Origin of the sequence: Saccharothrix texasensis (genome assembly GCF_003752005.1) — a bacterium.
GTDB lineage: Bacteria > Actinomycetota > Actinomycetes > Mycobacteriales > Pseudonocardiaceae > Actinosynnema > Actinosynnema texasense.
On record NZ_RJKM01000001.1, the window covers coordinates 8510326 to 8536896 of the forward strand.

Sequence of the window (26571 nt, forward strand, 5' to 3'; positions counted from 1 at the left end):
ATGACGATTCCGTGGATCCTCGGCGCGCCGGGGGAGCAGGCGCTGCGCGACGTCGCCGCGCGGTTGCGCGACTTCGTCCGCGACGGCGCCGTCGACGCCTGGGACGTGGGCCGCACCCTGGCGACGACCCGACCGCCGCACGCGCGCCGCGCCGTGCTGCTGGGGCGTGGCGACGACTTCGCCGGGCCGCTGGACCTGCTCGCCCAAGGTCGGCCGGCGCCGCACGTGGTCGAGGGGACGGCGGTCGAGGTGACGCGCCCCGCGTTCGTGTTCCCGGGCCAGGGCGCGATCTGGCCCGGGATGGCCGCCGACCTGCTCGACTCCTCGCCGGTGTTCGCCCGGCGGATCGCCGACTGCGCCGACGCCCTGGCGCCGCACGTCGACTGGTCGCTGGTGGACGTGCTGCGGTCGGACGACGCGGACCTGTACGACCGGACGGACGTCGTGCAGCCCGTGCTGTTCTCGATCATGGTGGCGCTCACCGGGCTGTGGGGCTCCTACGGCGTCCGACCGCACGCGGTCGTCGGGCACAGCATCGGCGAGGCCGCCGCGGCGTTCGTGTCCGGCGCGCTGTCGCTGGACGACGCCGCGAAGACCGCCGTGCTGTGGAGCCGCGCCCAGTCGACGCTGGCCGGCCGGGGAGGCATGGCCGTGGTGGCGCTGCCGGTGCGCGAGGTGACCTCGTGGTTCGCCGAGCACGGCCACGACGTCCACGTCTCGGGTGTGATGGCGCCGCGCACGGTGGTGGTCTCGGGCGACCGCGAGGTGCTCGCGCTCGCCGCCGAGCAGCTGCGCGCGGCGGGCGTCTACGCCCACGTGACCTCCGTGCCGCTGGCCGCCCACTGCCCGCGGGTCGAGGAGGTGCGCGACACCGTGCTGACCTCGCTCGCGTCGATCACCCCGCGCGCGTCGGACATCCCGTTCTACTCCGGCATGGCCGGCGCGGCGGTCGACACCGCCGGGCTGGACGCCGACTACTGGTACCGCAACCTGCGTCAGCCGATGCTCTTCGAGAGCGCGACCAGGGCCATGCTGGCAGCCGGCTACCAGGCGTTCGTCGAGGTCACCGCGCACCCGGTGCTGACGCTGGCGCTGCGGCAGACCGCGGAGGACGTCGGCGTCGAGGCGCCGGTGCTGAACTCCCTGCGCCGCGACGAGCCGCGCCTGGACCACTTCCTGACCTCGCTCGCCGAGGCGCACGTGCAGGGCCTGGCGGTGGACTGGGAGCCCGTGCTCGCCGGCCGCGGCCGGACGATCGACCTGCCGGACCTGGACGCGCCGGCGGCCGGCTCCCGCGCGGGCACCGCGCCGACCCGGCCCGCCGCCGACGGCGCCTCGCTGCCCGACCTGGTGTCGAGGCACGTCGCGGAGGTGCTGGGCATCGGCGGCGAGCTGCGCCAGGACGACTACGAGAAGAGCCTGTTCGAGCTGGGCTGCACGTCGGTCCAGCTGATCAGGTTGCAGAGCGGTCTGGCGCGCGAGCTGGGCGTCTCGCTGGAGAGCACGTTCATCATCGACCACCCCACCGCCGACGCGCTCACCGCCGAGCTGACCCGGCGCGTCGGTCAGGTCCGCGCGCCGGCCGAGGCGCGCCCCGCCCCGGCGCGGGAGGGCGCGTTCTCCGCCGAGCCCCTCGCCGTGGTCGGCCTGGCGTTCCGGCTGCCCGGCGGCATCGAGACCCGCGACCAGCTCTGGGAGACGTTGAGCGGCGGGGTCGACGTCGTGCGGGAGGTGCCCGCCGACCGGTGGGCGCACAGCGACCTCGACACCAGCGAGGTGACCACCACCCAGGGCGGCTACCTCGACCAGGTGGACGGCTTCGACCCGCTGTTCTTCAACATCTCACCCACCGAGGCCGAGTCGATCGACCCGCAGCAGCGGCTGCTGCTGGAGCTGACCTGGGAAGCCCTCGAAGACGCGGGGATGGACCCGACCGCGGCGGGGCGCGACCGGCGCGTCGGCGTGTTCGTCGGCATCTACACCAACGACTACGTCCAGGTCGGGAAGAACCTCGGGCACCCGGCCGAGCGGTACAGCTACACCGGCAACATGGCGAACTCGGCGGCCGGCCGGATCTCCTACACCTACGGCTTCGACGGCCCCAGCCAGGCGATCGACGCGGCCTGCGCGTCGTCGTTGTACGCGCTGCACCAGGCGGGCCGCGAGCTCAAGCAGGGTGGTTGCGACATGGTCGTCGCCGCCGCGGTGAACCTGATCCTCAGCCCGGAGGGCCACGTGTCGTGGTCCCGGTTGCAGGCGCTGTCCCCGACCGGGCGGTGCCGCAGCTTCGACGACGGCGCCGACGGCTACATCCGCAGCGAGGGCGGGACGGTCGTCGTCCTCAAGCGCCTGTCGGACGCCGAGCGCGACGGTGACGACGTGCTGGCCGTGATCAGCGGTTCGGCGATCAACCACAACGGCCAGGGCGGCGGGTTCACCGTCCCGAGCGGCACCGCGCAGCAGCGCGTGGTCGAGGCCGCGATGGCGGAGGCCGGCGTCGGGATCGAGGACGTCTCCTACGTCGAGGCGCACGGCTCGGGCACGCCCATCGGCGACCCGCAGGAGGTCAACGCCCTCGCCAGGGTCTTCGCGGGCAGGCGCGACAAGCTGCGCGTCGGCAGCGTGAAGTCCAACCTCGGGCACCTGGAGTCCGCGGCGGGCATGGCCGCGCTGTGCAAGGTGATCGTGTCCATGCGGCACGGCCGGCTCCCGGCCACCCTGCACTTCCGCGAGGGCAACCGGCTGATCGACTGGGACGCCATCCCGATCGAGGTGGTGGCCGAGGAGGTCGCCTGGGAACCGGTCGGCGGTCGCCGCCGGGCCGGGATCAGCTCCTTCGGCATCAGCGGCAGCAACGCGCACATGATCGTCGAGGAGTACCGGCCGAAGCCGAGGGCCGCGCGGACGACGCCCGCCCCGGCCCGCCTGCTGCCCGTCTCGGCGAAGTCGGACGCGGCGCTGCGCACCGCCCTGCGGAACCTGGCCGGGTGGAGCGGGGGCACGTCCGCCGACCTCGCCGACATCGCCCACACGCTGGGGGAGCGGCGCGCGGCCCTGCGGCACCGGGCGGCGCTGGTCTGCGACTCGGTGGCCGACATCCCGGCCGCCGTCGAGACCGCGCTGGGCTCGCTCGCGTCCGCCCGGGAGGCGGGCGCCGGCCAGGTGTTCGTGTTCTCCGGGCAGGGCACGCAGTACCCGGGCATGGCCCGGGAGCTCTACGAGCACGCCGCGGTCTTCCGCGCCGAGCTGGACGAGATCGACCGGGTGTTCCGCCGGATCGGCGACGTGTCGCCGGTCGAGGCCATGTTCGGCGACGACGAGGCGCCGTTCCGGTCACCGCGCCACACCCAGGCGATGATCTTCGCGGTCGAGCTGGCGCTCGCGCGGTACTGGCAGGCGCTCGGCGTCACGCCCTCGGCCGTGATCGGCCACAGCGTCGGCGAGTACGCGGCGGCCTGCTTCGCGTCGGTCATGAGCCTCACCCAGGCGGTCGACCTGGTGACGCGCCGGGCACGGGTCGTGGCGGCCTCGACCGCGGACGGCTCGATGGCGACGCTGCTGTGCTCGCGGGAACGGGCGGAGCAGCTGCTGGCCGACCACCCGGACGTCTCCGTCGCCGCGGTGAACGCGGCCGAGAACACCACCGTCGCCGGCGCCGCCGAGAGCCTCGCCGCGGTGCTCAAGGCCGCGCGCAAGCAGCGGATCTTCACCGAGCGGCTGGACGTCTCGCACCCGTACCACTCGGCTTCGATGGCCCAGGCGGCGGACGACCTGCACGAGCAGATCCGCCACCACGCGTTCGACCCGCCCGCCCTGCCGTGGATCTCCGCGGTGACCGGGGAGCCCGTCCCGGCGGACTCGCCGATCGACGCGTCCTACTGGAGCAGGCACCTGGTCGAGCCCGTCCTGTTCCGGGCGGCCGTCGGCGCCGCGGTCGACAGCGGCGCGCGCGTGTTCCTGGAGATCGGCGCCACGGCCACGGTCGGCGGGCTCGTCGCGCAGGAGTTCGCGGACGCCGCCGTCGTCCTGCCGAGCCTGCGGAAGGGCCGCTCCGACACCCGCCAGCTGCTGGAGAGCGCGGCGGTGCTGTGGGAGCTGGGCCGGTCCCTGGCGTGGGACCGGCTGCCCGGCGGGTCGGGCGAGCTCGTCCGCGACCTGCCGCGCACCCCGTTCGACCGGCGGCGGACCTGGTACTCCGACCGCGCCGGGCAGCGCGGCGGCGAGGTGTCGCCCCCGGTGGTCACCGAGGTGGAGAGGACGGGTGTCCGGCGCATGGCCGAGCGGGAAGCGGTCGTCGAGTTCGTCAAGCAGAGCATCGGCCAGGTCACCGGCGTCGCGGTGGACGCGATCGACGAGTCCGTCCAGCTGTTCGCGCTGGGCATCGACTCCCTGATGCTCGTCCAGCTGGGCAAGCGCGTCGAGGCGGAGTACGACCTGGACATCCCGATCAAGGCGTTCTTCGAGTCGCTCTACACGCCGGGGCTGCTGGCCGACTTCGTGCTGGAGCACCGGCCGGCCGAGGCGGCCCCGGTGATCACCGCCGAGCCGACCCCGCGGCCACGGGCCGTCCCGGTCCCGGCCGTCGGGGACCGCGCCGGGCTCGACGTGGGCGCGTCCGCGCAGGCGCCCGGCATCGAGGGCGTCATCCGGTCGCAGCTGGAGATCATGCGGCAGCAGCTGGACGTGCTGGCGGGCGTGGCGCCGCAGGCCCCGGCGCCTGAGCCGAAGGCGAAGCCGGGCCGCCCGGTGGCCCGGTCGCGCAAGGTCGGCACGCACACCAACAACATCGAGCTGGTCGACGACCGGCTCACCGCCGAGCAGGCCGCGTTCATCCGCGACTTCGTGGCGCGGTTCACCGCGAAGACCCCGACCTCCAAGGTGTACGCCGGCGAGCACCGCGAGGTGCTGGCCGACTGGATCGCCTCGCTCAACTTCAACCCCAGCCTCAAGGAGACGGTCTACCCCGTCGTGTCGGCCCGGTCGCGCGGGGCGAAGTTCTGGGACGTGGACGGCAACGAGTACATCGACACCGCGATGGGCTACGGCGTCCACTTCTTCGGCCACCAGCCGGACTTCATCGTCGACGCCGTGCGCGACCAGCTCGACCGCGGCTACGAGCTCGGCCCGCAGAACCGGGTGGCGGGCGAGGTCGCGGAGCTGGTGCACGAGATGACCGGGGCCGAGCGGGTCGCCTTCTGCAACACCGGCACCGAGGCCGTGATGGTGTCCGTGCGCCTGGCGCGCGCGGTCAGCGGCCGGGACAAGGTGGTGCGGTTCCTCACCTCCTTCCACGGCAGCTACGACGCCGTGCTGGCGGAAGCCGACGGCGAGGACAGCATCCCCACCTCGATCGGCATCCCGCAGTCGGCGGTCGACGACACGGTGGTGCTCACCTACGGCAGCCCCGAGTCGCTGGAGCGCATCCGGCGGCACGGGGCCGAGCTGGCCGCCGTCCTGGTCGAACCCGTCCAGTCGCGCAACCCCACGTTGCAGCCCACCGAGTTCCTGCGCGAGCTGCGGGAGATCTGCACGGAGCACGGCATCGCGCTGATCTTCGACGAGATGATCGTGGGCTTCCGGATCGCGCTGGGCGGCGCCCAGGAGCACTTCGGCGTCGAGTCGGACATGTCGCTGTACGGCAAGCTCGTCGGCGGCGGGATGCCGATCGGCATCATCGCCGGCAAGTCCAAGTACCTCGACGCGGTCGACGGCGGCGCGTGGTCCGACGTGGACGACTCCAAGCCCTCGACGCCCACGACCTTCTTCGCCGGCACGTTCTGCAAGCACCCGTTGACGATGGCCGCCTGCAAGGCCGCGCTGACCCACCTGCGCGAGCACGGGGTCGAGGCGCTCGCCGCGGTCAACGAGCTCACCGCGGACTTCGCGCGCCGCGTGAACGACTACTTCGAGGCGGAGGAAGTGCCGCTGAAGGTGTCGCACTTCTCGTCGCTCTACAAGTACGAGACCGTCGTGCCGCGCGACATGTCCGACATGACGTTGACGTTGAACCTGTTCTTCAAGCTCATGGTGTTCCACGGCGTCTACGTGTGGGAGCGGCGGACCGCCTTCTTCTCCCTGGCGCACACCCGGGAGCACCAGGACCGCATCTTCGAGGTCATCCGCGCCAGCGTCGAAGCGCTGCGCGCGGGCGGGTTCGACTTCCGGCGGGCGACGTCGACGGCGCCCCGCGGCCTGCCCTCCGGCACGGGCCGCGGCGCCGGTCTCGACCCGCTGGACGACAGCGCGGTGTCGGAGCAGGAGAAGCGGGTCTACGTGCTGTCGCGGATGCGCGGCGGCAACGAGGCCTACCAGATCGTGACCGGCCTGCGCTTCGACGGCGCCCTCGACCCGGAGCGGGTCGCCGAGGCGTTCCGGGCCATCGCGCGCAAGCACCCGAAGCTGCGCGGCCACTACGAGATCGACGCGACCGACATCAAGGCGCGCGTCGCCCCGGACGTCACCCCGGAGTTCCACGTCTTCGACCACCGGAGCGACCCCGCGCTGCGGACCGAGGACGTGATCGCGGCGCTGAACCGGCCGTTCGACCTGGCCCGGCCGCCGCTGTGGCGCTGCGGGATCGTCATCGACGCCGACGGCACGCACCACCTGGTGATCTCGCTGCACCACATCATCGCCGACGGCGCGTCGATCGACATCATCCTCGACGACCTCGCCGACCACCTCGCGCGCGGCGAGCTGGCCGACGTGCGGTCCGACGGCTACCCGGCGTTCGTGCGGGCGCAGGCGCGGTCCGCCGGCCTGCCCGCCTACGAGGAGCACCGGCGGTGGTGGCTGCGCGAGTTCGAGACCGTGCCGCCGCCGCTGAACCTGCCCACCGACTCGCCCTACCCGGTGGTGAACGACTTCGCCGGGACGCACCACCACTTCCGGATCGACGACGCGCTGCACGAGGCCGCCAAGGCGGTCATCGAGCGGCACCGCACCACGCCGTTCATCTTCTACCTCTCGCTGTGGTCGGTGCTGCTGGCCAACGCCACGGGATGCGCCGACCTGTGCGTCGGCATCCCCCTGGACCAGCGGATCACCGGGTCGTTCGACGACACCGTGGGCATGTTCGCCCAGTCGCTGCCGCTGCGGATCCGCCCGACCGCGGACACCCGCGTCCCGGACCTGCTCCAGGCGGTGCGCGACACCAGCCTCGCGGCGGTGGAGCACTCGTCGTACTCCTACGACGTGCTGGTGCAGGAGCTGGACCTGGACCGGGACTTCGGGCGCAACGCCCTGTTCGACGTGATGTTCACCTTCACCAACGCGCGTGATCGCGTGCACCGGTTCGGCGACGTCGAGGGCACGTCCGAGGACTTCGCCGTGCCGCGCTCGATGTTCGCGCTCTCCCTGGAGCTCACCGAGCGCGACGGCGGCCTGTTCGGCGACCTGAACTTCTCGGGCGTCTACGGCGATCGGCGGATGACCGAGCTGGCCGAGCAGTACGCGGACCTGGTCGCCCGGGTCGTGCGCGAGCCGGACCAGACGGTCGACGAACTGTCCCGGCTGGACGACGGGACCCGGGACCGGCTGCTGACCTGGGGCGCCGGGCCGGTGGTGGACGTGCCGGCCCTCGCCGAGGTGTTCGAGGCCGCGGTGCGCGACCACGCGGGACGACCCGCGATCCGCTTCGGCGGCGAGGAGGTCACCTACGCCGAGCTGGCCGAGCGCGTGGACCGGTTCGCCGGCCTGCTGCGCGCGCACGACGTCGGCGCCGGCGACCTGGTGGGGCTCCTGCTGCCGCCGACGCCCGACCTGGTCGCGCTGATGCTGGCGGTCAACCGCATCGGCGCCGCGTGGCTCCCGATGGACGTGAAGGACCCGGCGAAGCGGCTGCGGCTGGTGATCGACACGGCGGCCCCGGAGAAGGTCGTCTGCACCGAGGAGCTGGCCGCCGCGGTGGACCTCGGCGACCACGCGCTGGTGCTGCGGGAGGACGCTCCGCTCGACGGGCCGACCACCGCGACGCCGGCCGGGCCGGACGACCTCGCGTACGTCATCTTCACGTCCGGCTCGACCGGGACGCCCAAGGGCGTCACGGTGACGAACGGGTCGCTGGCGAACTTCCTCGTCGGGATGCCCGCGGCGCTCGGGTGGGCCGAGCACAAGGCGGTGGGCTGCCTGACCACCCCGTCCTTCGACATCTTCCTGCTGGAGACCCTGCTGACCCTCGCGCAGGGCGGCACGGTCGTGGTGGCGGGCGAGTCGGAGGTCCGCACGCCCGCGGACATCGCGGACTTCGTCGCCGCCAACGACGTCGAGTACCTGCAGATGACGCCGACCCGGTTGCGCCTGCTGTTCGCCGACCCGGAGGCCGCGCGCCGCGCGCTGGCGCGGCTGGACAAGCTCATCGTGGGCGGCGAGGGTTTCCCGGAGGACCTGCTGCCGCGGTTGGGCGAGCACGCGTCGCTGGAGGTGCACAACGTCTACGGCCCGACCGAGACGTGCATCTGGTCCAGCGCCAAGGACCTCACCGGCGCCACGGGTCCCGTCACCATCGGCGCCCCGATCGCCAACACCACTTTCTACGTGCTGGACGACAACCTCCGGCTGGTGCCCGAGGGCGTGGCCGGGAACCTGTGGATCGGCGGGCTCGGCGTGTCGCCCGGCTACCTGCACCGGCCCGAGCTGACCCGCGAGCGCTTCCGCGAGGACCCGTTCGGCGACGGCCGGATCTACCTCAGCGGCGACCGCGCCCTCTGGCGGGACGGCGAGGTCCACTGCCTGGGCCGGGTGGACGACCAGGTGAAGATCCGCGGCTACCGCGTCGAGCTGGGCGAGATCGAGCTCGCGATCACCGGGCACGACCTGGTCACGGGCGCGGCGGTGATCGTCCGGGAGGTGTCGGGCGGCCAGGTCATCCGCGGCTTCTACCAGGTGCGCGAGGGTGCCTACCTCGCGCCGGAGGCGCTGCGGGACTGGCTGGCCGAGCGCCTGACCGACTACATGGTCCCGGCGACCCTGTCGCCGGTCCCGGACATCCCGATGACGACCAGCGGCAAGGTCGACCGCCGCACCCTGGAGGCGCGGGCCGACCAGCCGGTGGAGGCCGCGCCCGCCGACGAGCACCGCACGGGCGTGGCCCAGGAGCTGGTCGCCGCGTGGCGCAAGGTCCTCGGCGACATCCCGATCGGCTACGACCAGAGCTTCTTCGACCTCGGCGGCAACTCGTTCAGCCTGGTCCTGCTGCTGGAGGAGCTGCACCGGCAGTTCCCCGGCATGCTGGACGTGAGCGACCTGTTCGCGAACCCGACGATCGGAAAGCTGCGCAAGCACCTGGAGGCCGGGTTCGCCCGGCGTGACGCCGACGCGCTGCTCACCGGCTTCGGCGTGCGGCTGCCGGAGTCGTGGTTCACGAGCGACGCCGCGGCCGACGGCCGGGTCGAGGCCGTGCTGCCCGCGAGCACCAGGGACACCCTGGACCGGCTGCGGGCGGGCGGGGCGCACGAGCCGGAGGACGTGGCGCACGTCGCGCTCGCCGTCACGCTCAACAAGGTCCTCAAGGTGGACGACGTCTCGCTGTGCGTCGTGGACGACGACGGCCGGGTGGTCGTGGTCCGGTTCGACTTCGCCGGGAAGGCCGACCTCGCCGAGGTCTTCGACGACTACCGGCGGCAGCGCGACCGGAACGACCGGATCGACCTGGAGCGGTTCGTCGCCTGCCGGGGCGTCGACGGCACGGTGTCCGTCGCGTGCGGCGCCGCCCGGCAGGTGGAGGACGCCGACCTGCTCGGCCACTTCGACCTCGTGTTCGCCGTGGACGTCGGGTCCGACGCCGTCTCGGTCCGGATCGACCACGCCCGCGAGGTGGACCCCGCGCGGGTGGAACAGCTGCTGGGCGGCCACGTGAAGCTCCTCGGAGCCCTGGCTCCGCCCGCGTCGAAGGAGAAGGTGCAGTCATGAAGGATCTCGTGATCGTGTTCCCGGGGCAGGGCTCCCAGTTCGCGGGCATGGGCAAGCAGTGGTTCGACGGGAACCGGGTCGTCCGGGACCGCTTCGGGCAGGCGTCCGACCTCGTCGGCTACTCGCTGGCCGACCTCTGCTTCACCGCGCCGCCGGCGGAGGTGACCAGGACCAGGTTCGCGCAGGTCTCGCTGCTGGTGCTCAGCTACGCGATGTACGAGGTGATGACCGAGGACCGGAAGATCCCGGTGTCGGCCATGACGGGGCACAGCCTGGGTGAGATCACCGCGCTGCTCGCGGCGGGCGCGCTGACGTTCGAGGACGCCGTGCGGCTGGTCAAGGCGCGCGGCGAGGCGATGGAGAGCTGCGTCGCGGAGAGCGGCACCGGGATGGTCGCCGCGGTGCGGATGCCGGTCGCCGACGTCGAGAAGTGCGTGGAGGAGTTCAACTCCGGCGGCCACGACGTGCAGGTGGCCAACTACAACGCCGAGGCGCAGACCGTGCTGTCGGGCACGCTGGACGACCTGAAGGGCCTGACCGCCCACCTCGAGGACCGAGGGGCGAAGGTGGTCAAGCTGAACGTGGCCGGCGCGTTCCACAGCTCGTTCATGGCGGACGCGGTGCCCGCGTACACCGAGGCGTTGCACGAGGTCGAGTTCACCGAGCCGACCGTGCCGGTCTACAGCAACGTCACCGGCGAGGCGCACGAGAGCCCCCAGAGCATCCGGGAGTCGCTGGCCGTGCAGCTGACCAGCCCGGTCCGCTGGAGCGCCATCGTGGCGTCCCTGGTGGAGCGCAAAGCCGCGGTGTGGGTCGAGGTCGGGCCCAAGCAGGTGCTGAAGAAGATGCTCACGGGCGCCGTCGGCTCGGGCGAGGTGCACAGCTTCGACGAGGAGCCGGAGCGGGTCCGCGCGGTGCTCGACCAGCTCGTCGAGCTGAAGAAGCGCGAGCCGGGGCTGGTGGGGCTGTGCCTGGGCGCCGCCGCGGCCACCCGCAACCGGAACTTCGACACCGCCGCGTACGACCAGGGTGTCGTCCTGCCGTACCGCAAGCTCCAGGAGCTCTCCAAGCTCGACCAGGAGACGCTGTCCGACGAGCAGAAGCAGACCGCGCTGGACCTGCTGCTGACCATCATGAGGACCAAGCAGGTCCCCGAGGCCGAGCAGCGGGACCGCGTCGAGTCGATCCTGCGGCGCACCGGCGACGCCGGCCTCCGGACGATCGCGGGGGCCCTCGCCACATGAGCTCCCTGCCCGGTCTCGACGACCTCGACCTGACGCGGCTCCCGGACGACTCCGAGGTGCGCGTCACCCGCTCCAGCCCGCGGAAGAAGGCCGGACCCGTCGCCATCATCGGGATGAGCGGCCGGGTCGGCGAGGCGGAGGACCTCGACGGGTTCTTCGCGAGCCTGCTGCGCGGCGAGGAGGGGTACCGCGACCTGTCGGCCGAACGGCGCGCCGACGTGGACGCCTACCTCGCCGCGCGCGGCGTGCGGCTGCCGATCGCCGCCGAGCGCTACTCCGGCGGCGCCCGGCTGCCCAGCGTGTCGGAGTTCGACTACCGGTTCTTCTCGCTGTCGCGGCAGGAGGCCAAGTCCATCGACCCGAACCAGCGGATCTTCCTGGAGACCGCCTGGGCCGCGCTCGAGGACGCCGGCTACCTGAACAAGGACATCGGCGGCGGCAAGGTCGGCGTGTACGCCGGCATGTCGGCGGACTTCGGCGAGGACTACCGGGCGGTGGTCCAGGCGATCGACCCCGGCGCGCCCGAGATCGCGGTCGCGGGCAACATCCGGTCGATGATCGCCAGCAGGATCGCCTACCTGCTGGACCTGAGGGGCCCGTCGCTGCTCGTCGACACGGCCTGCTCGTCGGGCCTGGTGGCCGCCTACACGGCCTACCGCGCGATCCAGCAGGGCGAGTGCTCGATGGCGATCGTCGGCGCGGTGAAGACCGACCTGCTGCCGGTCGACGCCGACGACGAGTCCGGCATCGGCATCAAGGACATCCAGGACACGCTCTCCGGCGACCGCCGCACCCGCACGTTCGACCGCCGCGGCGACGGCACCAGCACCGCCGAGGGCTGCGTCGTGTTCGTGCTCAAGTCCCTGGACCGCGCGCAGCGCGACGGCGACCACGTCCACGCCGTCATCATGGGCGGCGCGGTCAACCAGGACGGCGCGTCGAACGGCATCACCGCGCCCAACGCCGACGCGCAGGCGGACCTCATCACCGACGCCCTCGCCGACGCCGGGGTCAGGGCCGAGCAGATCAGCTTCATCGAGGCGCACGGCACCGCGACCAGGCTCGGCGACCCGGTCGAGGTCAGCGGCATCGACCGGGCGTTCTCCCGGCAGACGGCGCGCAAGCAGTTCTGCGGCATCGGCACGGTCAAGACGAACATCGGCCACATGGACAACGCGTCCGGCCTGGTCGGGCTGGCCAAGCTCGTCCTGTCGCTGAAGCACCGCGTCCTGCCGGCGAGCCTGAACTTCCAGGAGCCGAACCGGAACATCGCCTTCGCGCAGACCCCCGTGTACGTCAACGACCGGACCGTGCCGTGGTCGGACGACGAGCGGGAGGCGTTGTACGCGGGCATCAACAGCTTCGGGCTGAGCGGGACGAACTGCCACCTCGTGCTGCGCGGCCCGGACGCGGTCCCGGTCCGCGACCGCGCCGGGGCGCAGTCGCCCACCTGCTTCCTGCTTCCCCTGAGCGCCCGCGACGACCGGGCGCTGGCCCGGCTCGCCGAGCGCTACCGCGCCTTCCTGGCCGACCACGAGGTCGACCTCGCCGACCTGGCCTTCACCGCGTCGGTCGGCCGGCTGCACCACGGCGTGCGCGCCGCGTTCGTCTTCGAGAGCCGGGCGGAGCTCGACGCGCTGCTGGCGCGGCACATCGAGGACGTCGACGGCTCCGCCGCGAACCCGGACGTCGCCCGGGGGTCGTTCCGCCTGGTGGTGGACGCCGGCGAGAAGCGCGAGCCGCACGACCTCACCCACGCCGAGCGCGAGGAGCTGGACCGGGCGGCCGCGGCCGTGGCCTCCCCGACGGCCGACCGCGCGGCGCTGCGCCGGCTGGCGTCCCTCTACGCCCGCGGCGCCGAGGTCGACTGGCGGCGGGCCGCGCCCCGCGGCGCCCGTCGGACACCGCTGCCCACCTACCCGTTCGAGCGGTCCCGGTGCTGGGTCGAACCCGCCGGTCAGGGCCGCCGGGGCTTGATCGACGGCGCGGACGTGGTGCGGTCGCTCGACCGCGACATCGTGGTGTGCCGGCTCGACCCGGAGCACTTCTGGGAGCTGGCCGAGCACCGCATCCACGGCGTCGGCGTGCTGCCCGGCACCGGGCTGGTCGAGATGGTCGTGTCGGCGGCCCGGCGGCTCGGCCTGGCCGGGTCGGACGTGGTGCTGCGCGACGTCCTGTTCGCCGCGCCGCTGGCGGTCGCCGACGGCGAGGTCAAGGAGGTGCACCTCATCTTCGAGACCAGGGGCGACGTCACCGCCGTCACCATCGCCGGCCGTGGCGCCGACGGCGGCTGGGTGGAGAACGCGCGGGCCGAGCTGGTGCGCGGCGCCGTGGCCGACGCGGTCCCGCCGCTCGACGTCGAGGGCCTGCGGCGGCGGCTGGACCACCCGCTGCGCGAGCCGGAGGGCTCCGACCACGCCAAGGGGCTGGACGTCAGCGACCGCTGGACCGGGGCGCTGGGCGACGGGCACGCCGACGCCGGGGCGGCCGAACTGCTCTACGAGTTCGAGCTGCCCTCGCGGTACCGGTCCGAGCTGGCCGACTACGTCCTGCACCCCTCGCTGTTCGACACGGTGATCAACGCGCCGAGCAACGTCTACGACCAGGAGCGGCTGTACCTGCCGTTCTCCTACGGCGTCCTGACGATCCGCGACTCCCTTCCCGCCCGCGTGCTCGCCCACTTCCGCAAGCGGCCGGAGTCGGTGGCAGGCGCGCTGCACGCGTTCGACGTGACCGTGGTCGACCCGTCCGGCCGGGTGCTGCTGACCGTGGACAACTACTGCGTCAAGTCCGCGGTCGACCTCGACGTGCGCGGAGCCGGCGAGCACGGCTACGTCCAGGCCTACCGGCTGGTCGCGCCGCCGGCCCCGACGCGCGGTGGCGGCGGGACCGTCCTGCTCTGCGGTGACTTCGGCGCCGCGTTCGACGGCGTGCGCGGCGAGCTGGCGTCCGCCGGTTACGACTGCGTCCTCCTGCCGGACGCCGGTGACGCGGACGAGCGGTTGGGCGGGCGACGCGAGTTCGCCTTCGGCGTGCTGGCCTGCCTGCCCGCCGGTGACGCCTCGCTCGCCGACGCCACGAGCGAGCCGGTGCGACGGGCGCTGGGCCTGATCGAGCTCATCTCGGACCGGCAGCTCGTGTTCGCCGGGGGCCTGCTGGCCCTGACGCACAACGCGCTCGCGGTCACCGGCGACGAGACCGCGTTGCACCCCGGCCAGGCCGGGCTGCTCGGCCTGATGCGCGTCGCCGCGCTGGAGTACAAGGCCCTCGGCATCCGCTGCGTCGACAGCGACGAGCGCACCGGCCCGGCGGCGCTGGCGGCCGAGGCCGCGGGCGCCGACCGGCCGCCGTTCCTGCTCTACCGGGACGGGCGACCGCACGAGCCGCACGTGAAGCGGCACCCCGTCCCGGCGAGGGACGGCGGTCGGGCGCTGCCGCCCGGCGACGGCGTGACCCTCGTGTCCGGCGGCACGGGCGACCTCGGCACCGCCGTGGCCCGGCACCTGGTGTCGCGCGGTGTGCGCAAGCTCGTCCTGCTGGGGTCCGACCACGCGGGCGCGACCCGGCCGGACTGGGCGGAGTTCGAGCGCGACCTGGACGTGTTCGAGGTCGTCCGGCTCGACCTGGGCGACGGGCAGGCGGTCGACCGCGCCGTGCGCGAGCTGCGCGAGCGGCACGGCCGGATCTCCGGCGTCCTGCACCTCGCCGGGCGTCCCGGGGTCGGCTTCCTGTACACGAAGGACTTCGACGAGTTCATGCGGGTGTACCGCCCCAAGGCGCTGGGCGCGGTGCACCTGCACGAGGCCACGCTGGTCGACCGGCCCGACTACTTCGTGGCGTTCTCCAGCATCGCCGGGCTCCTGCTCAACCAGGGCCAGACCGACTACACCGCCGCGAACCTGGTGCTGGACAGCCTGGCCCAGCGCCGCGACCGGGAAGGGCTGCCCGGCCTGAGCGTCCAGTGGCCCGCGTGGCGCGAGACCGGGATCGCCGAGCGGATGGGCGCAGCCGACGAGGACGAGCTGTTCCCGCCGCTGGACACGGCCGAGGCGGTGGACCTGCTCGACGCCCTGATGGCCTCCGGGGACACGGTGCCGGTGCTGATGCCGGGGCGGATGCGGAAACCCTCCCGGCAGGCGCCGCGCGAGGCCGGCCGCAGCTCGGGCGGACGCGCCGTGCGGCTGCACGGGCTGGACTCCGTCGGTGACCTCGAACGGGGTGTCGCGGAGATCTGGGCCGAGGCGCTCGACCTCGACGTGCTCGACGCGCACGAGGAGTTCGGCGACCTGGGCGGCAACTCGCTGCTGACGGCGCAGGTGCTGAAGCTCTACGACGAGCGCTACCCGGGTCTGATGGACATCACGGACCTGTTCCGCTGCACCACCGTCGCCGCCCAGGCGGCCTGCCTGGCGGCCAAGTCGCGGGTGGACGCGCCGGTCGCCGCGAGCCCGCCGCCGGCCGCCGCGAAGGCCGACGAGGGCGACATCGACAAGTTGCTGGACCTGCTGGAGCAGGGCGCGATCACGGTCGAAGACAGGCAGGGTCTTCTCGAGGAAACGGACACCAGATGGACAGCGTGAAGGACTTCATCCTCGAGCAGTTCGTGAACAAGCAGATCGACCGCGACCGCACCAAGAGGCTGCTGCTCGAACTGTCGGAAGCCGACCTGCACGAGGACATCGCGGTCATCGGCCTGGCGGGTCGCTTCGCCGAGGCCAAGGACGTCGACCAGTTCTGGGACTTCCTCAAGGTCGGCCGGGACTGCATCCGCGACTACCCCCAGTCGCGCAAGGAGGACATGTACGACATCCTCCGCAACCCGTACTACGCGGAGGTCCTGCTGGGCCGGCCGGTCGACGAGGCCGACCTCGACCGGCTCTACTCCGTGAGCGGCTACCTCGACCGCATCGACCAGTTCGACTCGCGCTTCTTCGGCATCCCCCCGCTCGAAGCGGACTACATGGACCCGAACCAGCGCATCGCGCTGGAAGTGGCCTACGAGGCGCTGGAGAACGCGGGCTACGGCGGCGAGAGCGCGGTCGGGTCGAGGACCGGCGTGTTCCTCGGCCGCGACCAGTCGAACTACTCGTACTACCGCATGTTCTCCGAGCGGCACCCGATGCAGCTGTCCGGCTCGTGGGAGGGGATGGTCGCCAGCCGCATCTCCTACGTGCTCGACCTCAAGGGCCCCTGCATCAACACCGACACCGCGTGCTCTGCGGGCAGCGTCAGCGTGCACCAGGCCATCCAGTCCCTGCTCCTGGGCGAGTGCGACATGGCGTTGGCGGGCGGCATCAACCTGTCCTCCGGCGGCGAGCCCAAGACCAGTTTCCTGTCCGGCGCGACGATGGACAGCGTCGTCTCGGACGACGACACCGTGCGGACGTTCGACGCCCGCGCGAACGGCACGCTGTGGGGCGAGGGCGCGGGCATCGTGCTGCTCAAGCCGCTGAAGAAGGCGCTGGCTGACCGCGACCACGTGCGCGCCGTCATCAAGGCCTCCGCCATCAACAACGACGGCACGTCCAACAGCATCACCGCGCCCAACGCGCTGATGCAGGAGCGGGTCATCCTCGACGCCTGGGCCAAGGCCGACGTCCCGCCCGAGACGATCACCTACGTCGAGGCGCACGGCACGGGCACCGTGCTCGGCGACCCGATCGAGGTCAAGGGCCTGACCAACGCGTTCCGCCGGCACACCGACCGCAGGCAGTTCTGCGGCATCGGCTCCCTCAAGACCACGATGGGCCACCTGGTGGCCGCGTCCGGGTCGGCCTCGCTGGCCAAGGTGGTGAAGTCGCTCGAGTCCGGGCTGCTCGCGCCGTCGGCGAACTTCGCCGTGCCCAACCCCTACATCGACTTCACCGACAGCCCGCTGTACGTCAACGACCGGCTCGTGCCGTGGGACACCGGCGGCGAGCCCCGGCGGGCCGGGATCAGCTCGTTCGGCTTCATCCGCACCAACTGCCACCTCGTGCTGGAGGAAGCGCCCCGGTACCGCGCCGAACCCCAGCTGCGGGAGCGCTACTGCTTCACCGCCAGCGCGAAGACCGAGGCGGCGCTCACCGCGCTGCTGGACCGGTACGCGACCGTGCTCGCGGACAGCCCCTGGTCGCTCGCCGACATCTGCTACACGTCCAACCTCGGCCGCGGCCACCACGAGCACCGCGTCATGATCGTCGCGGGGACGAAGGAGGAGCTGGCCGAGTCGGTCGACCGGCTCCGGCGGCGCGGCCTCGGCACCGACGAGCAGCGGGGCGTCTTCCACGGCGTGCACGCCGTCGTCAGCGACAAGAGGGGCGACCTGCGGCCCGGCGACATCACCGCCCAGACCGGCAAGCGGCTCTCCGACTCCGCCGACGCGAAGCTCGCCGAGTACCGCGCGCGGGGCGACGCCGCCGCCCTCACCGAGCTGGCGAACGCGTACGTCCGGGGCGCCCGCGTCGGGTTCGCCGGGTTCTACGCCGACGAGCCGCGCCGACGGGTGCCCCTGCCCACCTACCCGTTCGAGCCGACCCGCCACTGGGCCAAGCCCATGAGGACGAGCGTGCGGGGCTTCGCCACCGCCGAGGCCAACCCCCTGCTGGGCGTGGAGGTCAGCCGCTCGGACACCGGGATCGTGTTCGAGAGCAGGCTGTCGGTCGACCGGCACTGGGTGCTCTCCGACCACCGGATCGAGCAGCGGCCCGTGGTGCCGGGCACGACGTACCTGGAGATGGCGCGGGCCGCGCTGGCCGCGCTGGAGAACACGCGGAGCATGCGCTTCGAGAACGTGTTCTTCCTCGTGCCGCTCTCCGTCGAGGAGGGCGAGGAGGCCACCGTGCGCACCCGGCTGGACCGGGTCGGGCACGGGTACTCGTTCCAGGTGGCCAGCTCGCGGGCCGGCGAGTGGGTCACCCACGTCGAAGGCCGGGTCGGCCCGCTGCGCGAGGACGGCCCGGCGGACACCGTCGACCTCGACGTCCTCAAGGCGGCCGCGGTCGAGGTGACCGACCCGTACCCCGCCGAGACCGACACGGGCGTGTTCCAGTTCGGCCCGCGCTGGGACAACGTCCGCGCGGTGTGGAAGCACCAGGCCGGCGCGCTGACCCTGCTGCGGCTGCCGGACGGCGTGCCGGACGACGGCTTCGGGCTGCACCCGGCCAAGCTGGACAACGCGGTGAACCTCATCTCGCAGAACAGCGGCGAGACGTTCCTGCCCTACCTGTACAAGAGCTTCGTGCTCCACGGGCCCATGCCGGAGACGTGCTACTCGCTGATCCGCACGGTCCGCGACGACAGCCGCGACGGCCAGACGATCACCTACGACGTGGACCTGCTCGACGCCGACGGCCGCCCGTTCGCGCGGATCACCGACTACACCGTGAAGAAGGTCGACTGGCGGCGGTTCAGCCTGACGGGGCCGCGCCGGTTCCTCCAGACCGAGTGGCTGGAGGTGCCGCGGGTGCCGGCCGAGGCCGCCGCGCCGTCGGTGTGGGCGCCCGTGGTGCTCGACAACGCGGCGGGCAGGCGGCTGGTCGCCGAGGTCGAAGCGCTCGGGCACCGGGTCGTCCCGTGCTACGTGGGCGAGCGGACCGACACCGGCCGGGACGTGTTCGCCCTGGACGAGGACGGCGCGGGGCTGCTGGCCGAGCGGCTGCGGCAGGAGCTGGTCGAAGGCGTGCTGTTCGCGACCGACTTCACCGCCACCGGGGACCTCTCCCACGCGCGGCGGAGGGCGGCCGGCGTGGACGGGCTGTTCGAGCTGTACCGCGCGTTCGTCTCGCACCGGGTCAAGCTCGCGCACGGGCTGAAGGTGCTGGGCGGGGACGCCTGGCGGGTCGAGCCGGGCGACGGCGTCACCGACCCGCACTCCGCCGCCACCGAGGCGCTCGCGCAGGTGGTCGGGCAGGAGCACCGGCACCTGCTGGTGGACGTGGTGGACGCGCGGGCGGACGCGGAGCCTGCCCCGCTGCTCCGGGAGGCGTTGACCGGCGCGGGTGGCGTGATGCGGGCGCTGCGGGGCTCCCGGACGTTCCTGCGCCGCCTGCGGTACGCCGAGGCCGGTCCGGAGCCGGCCGGGGACGGCCCCGCCGGGGCCCGGTACGCGGGCGGGACGTTCGTGATCAGCGGCGGCGCGGGCGGCCTCGGCCTCGGCGTCGCCGAGGAGATGGCCCGCGAGGGCGCCGCGCGGATCATCCTGCTGGGCCGCCGCGCCTTGGACGAGCACACCGCGCGGCGCGTCCAGGGCATCGCCGCCGCCGAGTACGTCGTGTGCGACGTGTCGCGGGAGGCCGACGTGCGCGGGCTGGCCGCCCGGCTGCGGGACGAGGGCGTCGCCCTCGGCGGCATCGTGCACGCCGCGGGTGTGGCGGGCGACGGGTTCCTGGCCAACAAGCCCCGTTCGGTGTTCGACGCCGTGCTGGCGCCCAAGGTCGACGGCGGCGTCGCCCTGGTGGCGCTGGCGAAGGAGCACCCCGGCGCCTTCCTGGTCTTCTTCTCCTCCATCACCGCGGTCACCGGCGGGCAGGGGCAGGGCGACTACTGCGCCGCCAACGCGTTCCTGGACTCGCTGGCCACGCGGGCGCGGGCCGAGGGGGTCGACGCGCTGTCGATCAACTGGCCGACGTGGTCCGAGGTCGGCATGGCGGCGCAGTACGGGGTCGGCGACGGCGACTCGCCGTTCCGCGCGCTCACCGTGAAGGACGGCGTGGCCTGGCTGGGCCACTTCCTGCGCCACCCGGCCGACGGCGCCATCCCGTCCCGGTTCGACCTGGGCGTGCTGCGGGAACGCCTCGACGAGATGCCCTTCCTGCTCGAGGACGACGTCGCGGAGGCCGTCGCGCGGGCGGGCACGGGTTCGACGCCGGCCGGCGAGGAGGTGACCGACGTCCGCCTCGTCGGCCTGTCCGACCCCGGCCAGACCCAGCTGCGGATCGGCGCGGTCTACGGCGCCGTCCTCGGCCTGGCCGAGGTGGACGCCCACGCGAGCTTCCAGGACCTGGGCGGCAACTCGCTGATGACGGCGCAGCTGCTGCAGAAGGTCGAGGACGTCTACCCCGGCCGGATCGACATCGCCGACCTGTACTCCTACGCGACCGTCACCAGCCTCGCCGGCTACATCGACGAGCGCGTGGCGGCCGAGTCCGGGGCGGCCGGGCCCCAGGGAGCGAACGTCGGGGAAGCGAACGTCGGGGAAGCGGACCAGTCGCTACAGGACGTGCTGGAGGAGATCGGCGACGCCGAGCTCATGACCATGTTCGCCGACACCGACGGTGCCGGGAGGAAGCAGCGATGACGTCGAGCGCGGAAGTGAAGAAGGACCTGCTGCGGTACCTGCTCATGCAGGTCAAGCAGGAGGCGCTGGACGTCGACCGGGCGAAGGGGTTCATCCGGGCGATCGGGGACGCCGGTCGGGTGGACGACCGCGTCGCCGTCGTCGGCATCGCCTGCCGCTTCCCCGGCGCGTCGGACAAGGAGCAGTTCTGGCGCAACCTGGTCGACGGCCGCGAGTCGATCGGCGACTTCCCGCCGCAGCGGCTGGAGGACCTGCGGCGGGTCGAGGGCGGCACGGAGGCCGTCCGCAAGGGCGGCTACCTCGACCGGGTCGACCTGTTCGACGCGGAGTACTTCGGCATCCCGCCGCACGTGGCCACGCAGCTCGACCCGTACCACCGCAACCTCCTCGAAGTGCTGGTCGAGACGATGGAGGACGCCGGGTACGCCAAGAGCGAGCTGTACGGGTCCAACACCGGCGTCTTCGTCGGCAACGACCACACGCACCGGCTGATCACGTCCTACCTGCCGTTCCTCTCGGAGCTGGACTTCTCGGCCATCACCGGGTCGTGGTCGGGCATCCTGGCCAGCCGCCTGTCCTACCTGCTCGACTTCCGCGGACCCGCCACCGTCATCGACACCGGGTGCTCGTCCGGCCTGGTCGCGGTGGACGCGGCGATCAAGGCGCTGCGCAACGGCGACTGCGACACCGCGTTCGTGGCCGCGATCAACCTGTTCCTGTCCCCGTCCAGCCTCGGCAACGAGACCGAGTCCGCCGAGCACCGCGTGCGGGCGTTCGACGCCTCGGCCGACGGCACGGTGTGGAGCGAGGGCGTGGCCGGGGTCTACCTCAAGCCGCTGTCGCGCGCGCTCGCCGACGGCGACCACGTCTACGGCGTGCTGCTCGGCAGCGCGGTCAACAACGACGGCCGCAGCAACGGCCTCACCGCCCCGAACGCGCAGGCGCAGAAGAACCTGCTGGTCAGCGCGTGGAAGCGGGCCGGCATCGCGCCGGAGTCGGTGTCCTACATCGAGGCGCACGGCACCGGCACGACCCTGGGCGACCCGATCGAGATCAAGGGCCTGACCAGCGCGTTCGCCGAGTTCACCGACCGCAGGCAGTTCTGCGCGCTCGGCTCGGTGAAGACGAACATCGGCCACACGGTCGGCGTCGCGGGGCTGGCTTCGCTGATCAAGGCGCTGCTGTGCCTGGAGCGCCGGACCATCCCGCCGTCGATCCACTTCGACGTGCCGAACCGGCTGCTCGACCTCGCCAACGCCCCGGTCTACGTCGCCGACCGCCTCACCGAGTGGGAGGCCGGCGACACCCCGCGCCGGGCGGGCGTGAGCAGCTTCAGCCTCAGCGGCACGAACTGCCACGTGGTGCTGGAGGAAGCGCCCACCCGCGCGGCGACGGCCGACCCGGCGCGCGGGCCGCGGCTCTACCCGATCTCGGCGCGCACCGAGGAGCTGCTGGCCCGGACCGCCGCGGCGCAGCTGGCGCACCTCGACCGCCACCCCGGGCACGGCCTGGCCGACGTGTGCTTCACCATGCAGGTGGGCCGCGAGCACCAGGCCGCCCGCGCGGTCGTCCTGTGCGAGACCGTCGAGGGCCTGCGCGACGGGCTGCGGCGGCTGCTGGACCCCGACCAGGCCGACGACACCCGCCTGGTGGACGGCGGCGTGCTGCTGCGCGAGGTCCCGTCGTCCTGGCCCGGGGACCTCCGGCACCTCGCCGACGCGGCCACGGCCTTCCTCGCGGGTCGCGCGCGGCCGTTCGCGGGCCTCGGCCGGGACGCGGACGTGCGGCGGGTGCCGCTGCCGCCCCAGCTGTTCCACCACGTGCGGCTGTGGGACGAGACGGTCCGGGCGCAGCCGGCGCCCGGCGTCGAGGAGCAGGCGTCGGCCGATCCGGTCGACCGGCTCCGCGTCATCCTGGCGGCGCCGCCGCGCCTCGACGGGCTCGCCGAGTCCGATGTGGACGCGGTGCCCCGCAAGGTGGTCGCGGGGGTGTGGTCGGAGGTCCTGGGCTACCCGGTGATCCGCGGCGCGGACGACTTCTTCGCCCTCGGCGGTGACTCCATCTCCTCGGTGAAGATCACGCAGCTGCTCAACGCGGTGCTCGACGTCGACATCCCGCCGACCACGCTGCTGGCGAAGCCGACGTTCGACGGGTTCGCGGACGCGGTGGTCCGCGACTTCGGGGTGGACGAGCGGCTGGTCCGGTCGCGGCTGGGCGGCTCGGCCCGCCGCCCGGCGCCCGCGGCACGGGTCCTGGAGGACTACGAGCTGCCGCTGACGGCTTCGCAGCGGAGCATGTTCGTCTCCAGCCAGGTGGACGAGGACTCGGTGGCGTACAACGTCAGCGGCCTGACGATCCGCACCGGCCCGCTGGACGTCGCCGAGCTGGAGGAGTGGCTGCGCGTGCTGGTGCGGCGGCACGACAGCCTCCGCTCGACGTTCCACCTGCGGGACGGCGAGCCGTTCCAGCGGGTGCGCGCCGAGGTGCCGGTCGCGGTCGAGCACCGGCGGCTCGGCGCACTCGCGGAGGGTGACGCGCACGAGGACGCGGCCCGCCGGGAGATGCGGCGGTTCGTCCGCCCCTTCCTCCTCGACACCGCGCCGCTGTTCCGCGTCGGCTACTTCGAGTTCGACGACGGCGTGTCGTGCGTGGCGATCGACATCCACCACATCGTCACCGACGGCACCTCGATGGGCATCCTGTTCCGCGACCTCGGCGCCATCGCCGAGGGGAAGGCGCTGCCGCCGGTCCGGGACCACCGCTCGGCGATCCGGGGGTTGCTGGCGCGGCAGGCGGGCGACGACGTGCGGCCGCACCGCGACTACTGGGTCTCCCGGTTCGCCGACGGCGCGCCGACGCTCCAGCTCACCACCGACCGGCAACGGGCGGAGACGGCCACCGCGGCGGGCGCGACGCTCTTCGCGTCCGTCGACGGGGAGACGTTGCAGGCCGCGAAGCGCTGTGCGCGCGAGCACGACGTCACCCTCTACGTGGTGCTGCTCGGGGTCTTCCACCAGTTGCTGTCCCGGCTGAGCGGGCAGGGCGACGTCGTGGTCGGCGCGCCGGTGATGGGTCGGCCGGACCTGACCTACCAGGACCTCGTGGGCATGTTCGTCACCACGCTGCCCCTCCGGGTCGCCGCCGCGCCCACGACCGGGGTCGGCGACTTCCTCGGCGACCTGCGGACGACCGTGCTGGAGGCGTTCGAGCACCAGGAGTACCCGCTGGAGGCTTTGGTCGAGGAGCTGGACCCGCCGCGCGTGCCCGGTCGCCGGCCGCTGTTCGACGTCTGCTTCGTGCACCAGAACACCGACATGGGGCTGACGCCGGACGACGAGCGGGTCATCCCGTTCGACGACGGCAGCGCCAAGTACGACATCACGCTGAGCACCAGGGAGGCCGACGGCGCCCTGCTGCTGGAGTGGGAGTACTCCACCGCCCTGTTCCGCGAGGAGACCATGGCGCTCTACGCGGAGCGCTACGCCACGCTGCTCAGGTCGTTCGTCACCGCCGCGGACGACGACCCGCTGGGCGGGCTCGACCTGGTGTCCGCCCGGGAGGCGGAGCTGATCCGGGAGTTCGCGACGGTGCCCGCGCCGCCGGTGGACACGCGCGGCATCGCCCGGCTGTTCGAGGAGCACGTCGCGGCCGACCCGGAGCGGACGGCGCTGATCACCGACGACGAGCGCCTGTCGTACGGGGAGCTGAACGTCCGGGCCAACCGGGTCGCGCACAGCCTGGCCCGGCTGGGGGTGACGCCCGGCTCGCCGGTCGCGCTGCTCGTGGACCGCTCCGCCGACATGGTCGTCGCCATCCTCGGCGTGCTGAAGGCGCGCTGCCACTACGTGCCGCTGAACACGGAGTTCCCCGCTGAGCGCCTGCGGGTGATGGTGCGGGACGTGGGCGCCGGCATCCTCCTCACCACCGGCGCGCGCAGCGGGCAGGCGGCGGAGCTGATCTCCGAACGGCTCCGGATCGTGGACCTCGCGGCGCTCGCGGGGTCGAGGGCCGGCACCGGGAACCCCGACCTGCCGGGCAGCAGCGCCGACGAGGTCTACATCATGTACACCTCGGGCACCACCGGCGTGCCGAAGGGCTCGGTGATCCGGCAGCGGAGCGTGCTGCGCGTGGTCCACCGGTCCGTCTTCTACGCCGCCGACCCGAGCGACGTGTTCCTCATGATCTCGGACTACTCGTTCGACGGCTCCGTCTACGACATGTTCGGCGCGCTGACCAACGGCGCGTCCCTCGTGCTGCCGGCCAAGGAGTCCGTGCTGGACCTCGACCGGCTGGGCGCGACGATCGAGCGGCACGGGGTCACCAGCTTCTTCATCACCACGGCGATGTTCAACGCGATGGTCGACCACGTGCCGGGCTCGCTCGGCAGCGTCCGCAAGGTGATCTTCGGCGGGGAGATCGCCTCGCCGGTGCACGTGAAGCGGGCGTTCGACCTGCTCGGGCCCGGCCGGATCGGCCACGCGTACGGCCCGACGGAGACCACGGTCTTCGCGACCGTGCACACGCTCGACTCGCTGGACCAGGACGACGCCGTCCCGATCGGCCGGGCCGTCGGCGACACCTCGCTGTGGGTGCTCGACGAGCGGCTGCGACCGGTCCCGATCGGCGTCAGCGGCGAGCTGCACATCGGCGGCGGCGGCGTGGCCGACGGGTACCTGAACCAGCCGGAGCTGACCGCCGAGCGGTTCGTCCGGGTGCCCTCGGTCCCGGGCGAGCGGCTCTACAAGACCGGCGACATCGTCACCTTCAAGAGCAACGGGCTGCTCTACTACACCGGGCGCGTCGACCAGCAGATCAAGCTGCGCGGCTACCGCATCGAGCTGGCGGAGATCATCCAGGTCGCCCTCGACGAGCCCGGCGTCCGCTGGGCGCACGCGGGTCTGCACGAGACCGCGGAGGGCAGCCGGAGCCTGTGCCTCTGGGTGGGGTACGAAGCGGGCCGGGAGCACGACGAGCCCGTGCTGCGCGCGGCGTTGGCGCGCCGGCTGCCCGACTACATGGTGCCGCCGTTCATCGTCCGGGCGGACGAGGTGCCGCTGAACGCCAGCGGCAAGGTCGACGTGGCGGCGCTGCCGAAGCCCGACTTCACCGCGGCCGCGTCGGCCGCGGCGCCGGAGACCGACTCGCTGCGGGTGCTCGCCGACGCGTGGCGGCACGTGCTGGGCGTCCCGGTGGACGACATCGACGCGAACTTCTTCGCGCTGGGCGGCGACTCGATCAAGGCGATCCAGATCGTGGCCCGGCTCAAGGAGCGGGACGTCGCGGTCCGGGTCGCGGACCTGCTCGGCAACGCGACGCTGCGGACGTTGGACGAGAAGGTGGCCGAGGCCGCGGGCGCCGGCGCCGGGCCGCGGGTGTACGACCCGGCGCCGCTGTCCGGCCCGATCACGCCGAGCCCGATCCAGCAGTCGTTCCTCGACGACCTCGGCGACCGCGCCCCGGTGTTCAACCAGTGCCTGCTGGTCACGCCGGCGACGCCCGCGCCGCTGGACCGCCTGGTGCGGGCCGCGCAACGGCTCGTGCGCCACCACGACCTGCTGCGCGTCGAAGTGGACGACCGGGGCGGGCTGAACGTGCGGGACGTCGACACCCCCTCGCTCGTGCACGGCGAGCAGGCGCCGGCCGGGCTGTCCGGCGCGGACCTCGCGGAGTACCTGCGGACGGTGCAGTCGCGGGTGGACGTGCGGGGCGGCCCGGTGGTCAGCCTGGCCGCCGGCCTGGGCGAGGGGCGCGGGCAGTTCGCCATCGCGATCCACCACCTCGCCGTGGACGTCGTGTCGTGGGGCGTCGTGCTGGAGGACCTGCTCGCCTGGCTCGCGGACCCCGACGCCGAGGCACCGGCCAAGACCATGCCGTTCCCGGAGTGGACGGCGGAGGTGCGGCGGCGTGCCCGGGACGGCGTCTTCCGCGCCCAGCTGCCCTACTGGCTGGACGTCGCGCGAACCGCCGGCGACGCGGGGGAGGTGTTCGCCGAGACCGACCTGGCGCGGTCCGAGACGGCCACGACGGTCGTCCGGCTGGCGGAGGCCGACGACTTCTCGCTCCTCGACGCGGCACGCGAGGCGCACGGCGTGAGCGCCGCCGAGACCGTCCTGACCGTCGTGGCGCGCGCGCTGGCCTCGG

At 73.1% G+C, this 26571-nt stretch carries 5 protein-coding genes (1 of these 5 only partly in view); all 5 read left to right on the forward strand.

Translation table 11 applies throughout. From position 1 onward, the window contains the following. Tightly spaced (each overlapping or abutting the next), the 5 genes in view from EDD40_RS38080 to EDD40_RS38100 form a layout consistent with a single transcriptional unit that may run on beyond the window. Complete coding sequence (locus tag EDD40_RS38080) at positions 1 to 9909, forward strand: non-ribosomal peptide synthetase/type I polyketide synthase (RefSeq protein ID WP_123747176.1); 9909 nt, start codon at positions 1 to 3, stop codon at positions 9907 to 9909. After that, positions 9906 to 11153 carry an ACP S-malonyltransferase gene (gene fabD / locus EDD40_RS38085; RefSeq protein WP_123747177.1) on the forward strand — a complete coding sequence of 416 codons (1248 nt, stop codon included), beginning with the start codon at positions 9906 to 9908 and terminating at the stop codon, positions 11151 to 11153. The genes EDD40_RS38080 and fabD overlap by 4 nt, the downstream gene beginning before the upstream one ends. Next, a complete protein-coding gene (locus EDD40_RS38090; protein ID WP_123747178.1) occupies positions 11150 to 15733 on the forward strand; it encodes a type I polyketide synthase in 4584 nt (1527 codons plus the stop codon). Before fabD ends, EDD40_RS38090 begins: the two co-directional genes overlap by 4 nt. Then, positions 15721 to 20430, forward strand: a complete 4710-nt coding sequence (locus EDD40_RS38095) for an SDR family oxidoreductase (RefSeq protein ID WP_123747179.1) — start codon at positions 15721 to 15723, stop codon at positions 20428 to 20430. Before EDD40_RS38090 ends, EDD40_RS38095 begins: the two co-directional genes overlap by 13 nt. Further along, on the forward strand, positions 20427 to 26571 hold the 5' portion of the coding sequence (locus tag EDD40_RS38100) for a non-ribosomal peptide synthetase (RefSeq protein WP_123747180.1). 614 nt of this gene lie beyond the right edge of the window; 6145 of the gene's 6759 nt are visible here — the first part of the coding sequence; the start codon lies at positions 20427 to 20429; the stop codon falls past the right edge of the window. Before EDD40_RS38095 ends, EDD40_RS38100 begins: the two co-directional genes overlap by 4 nt.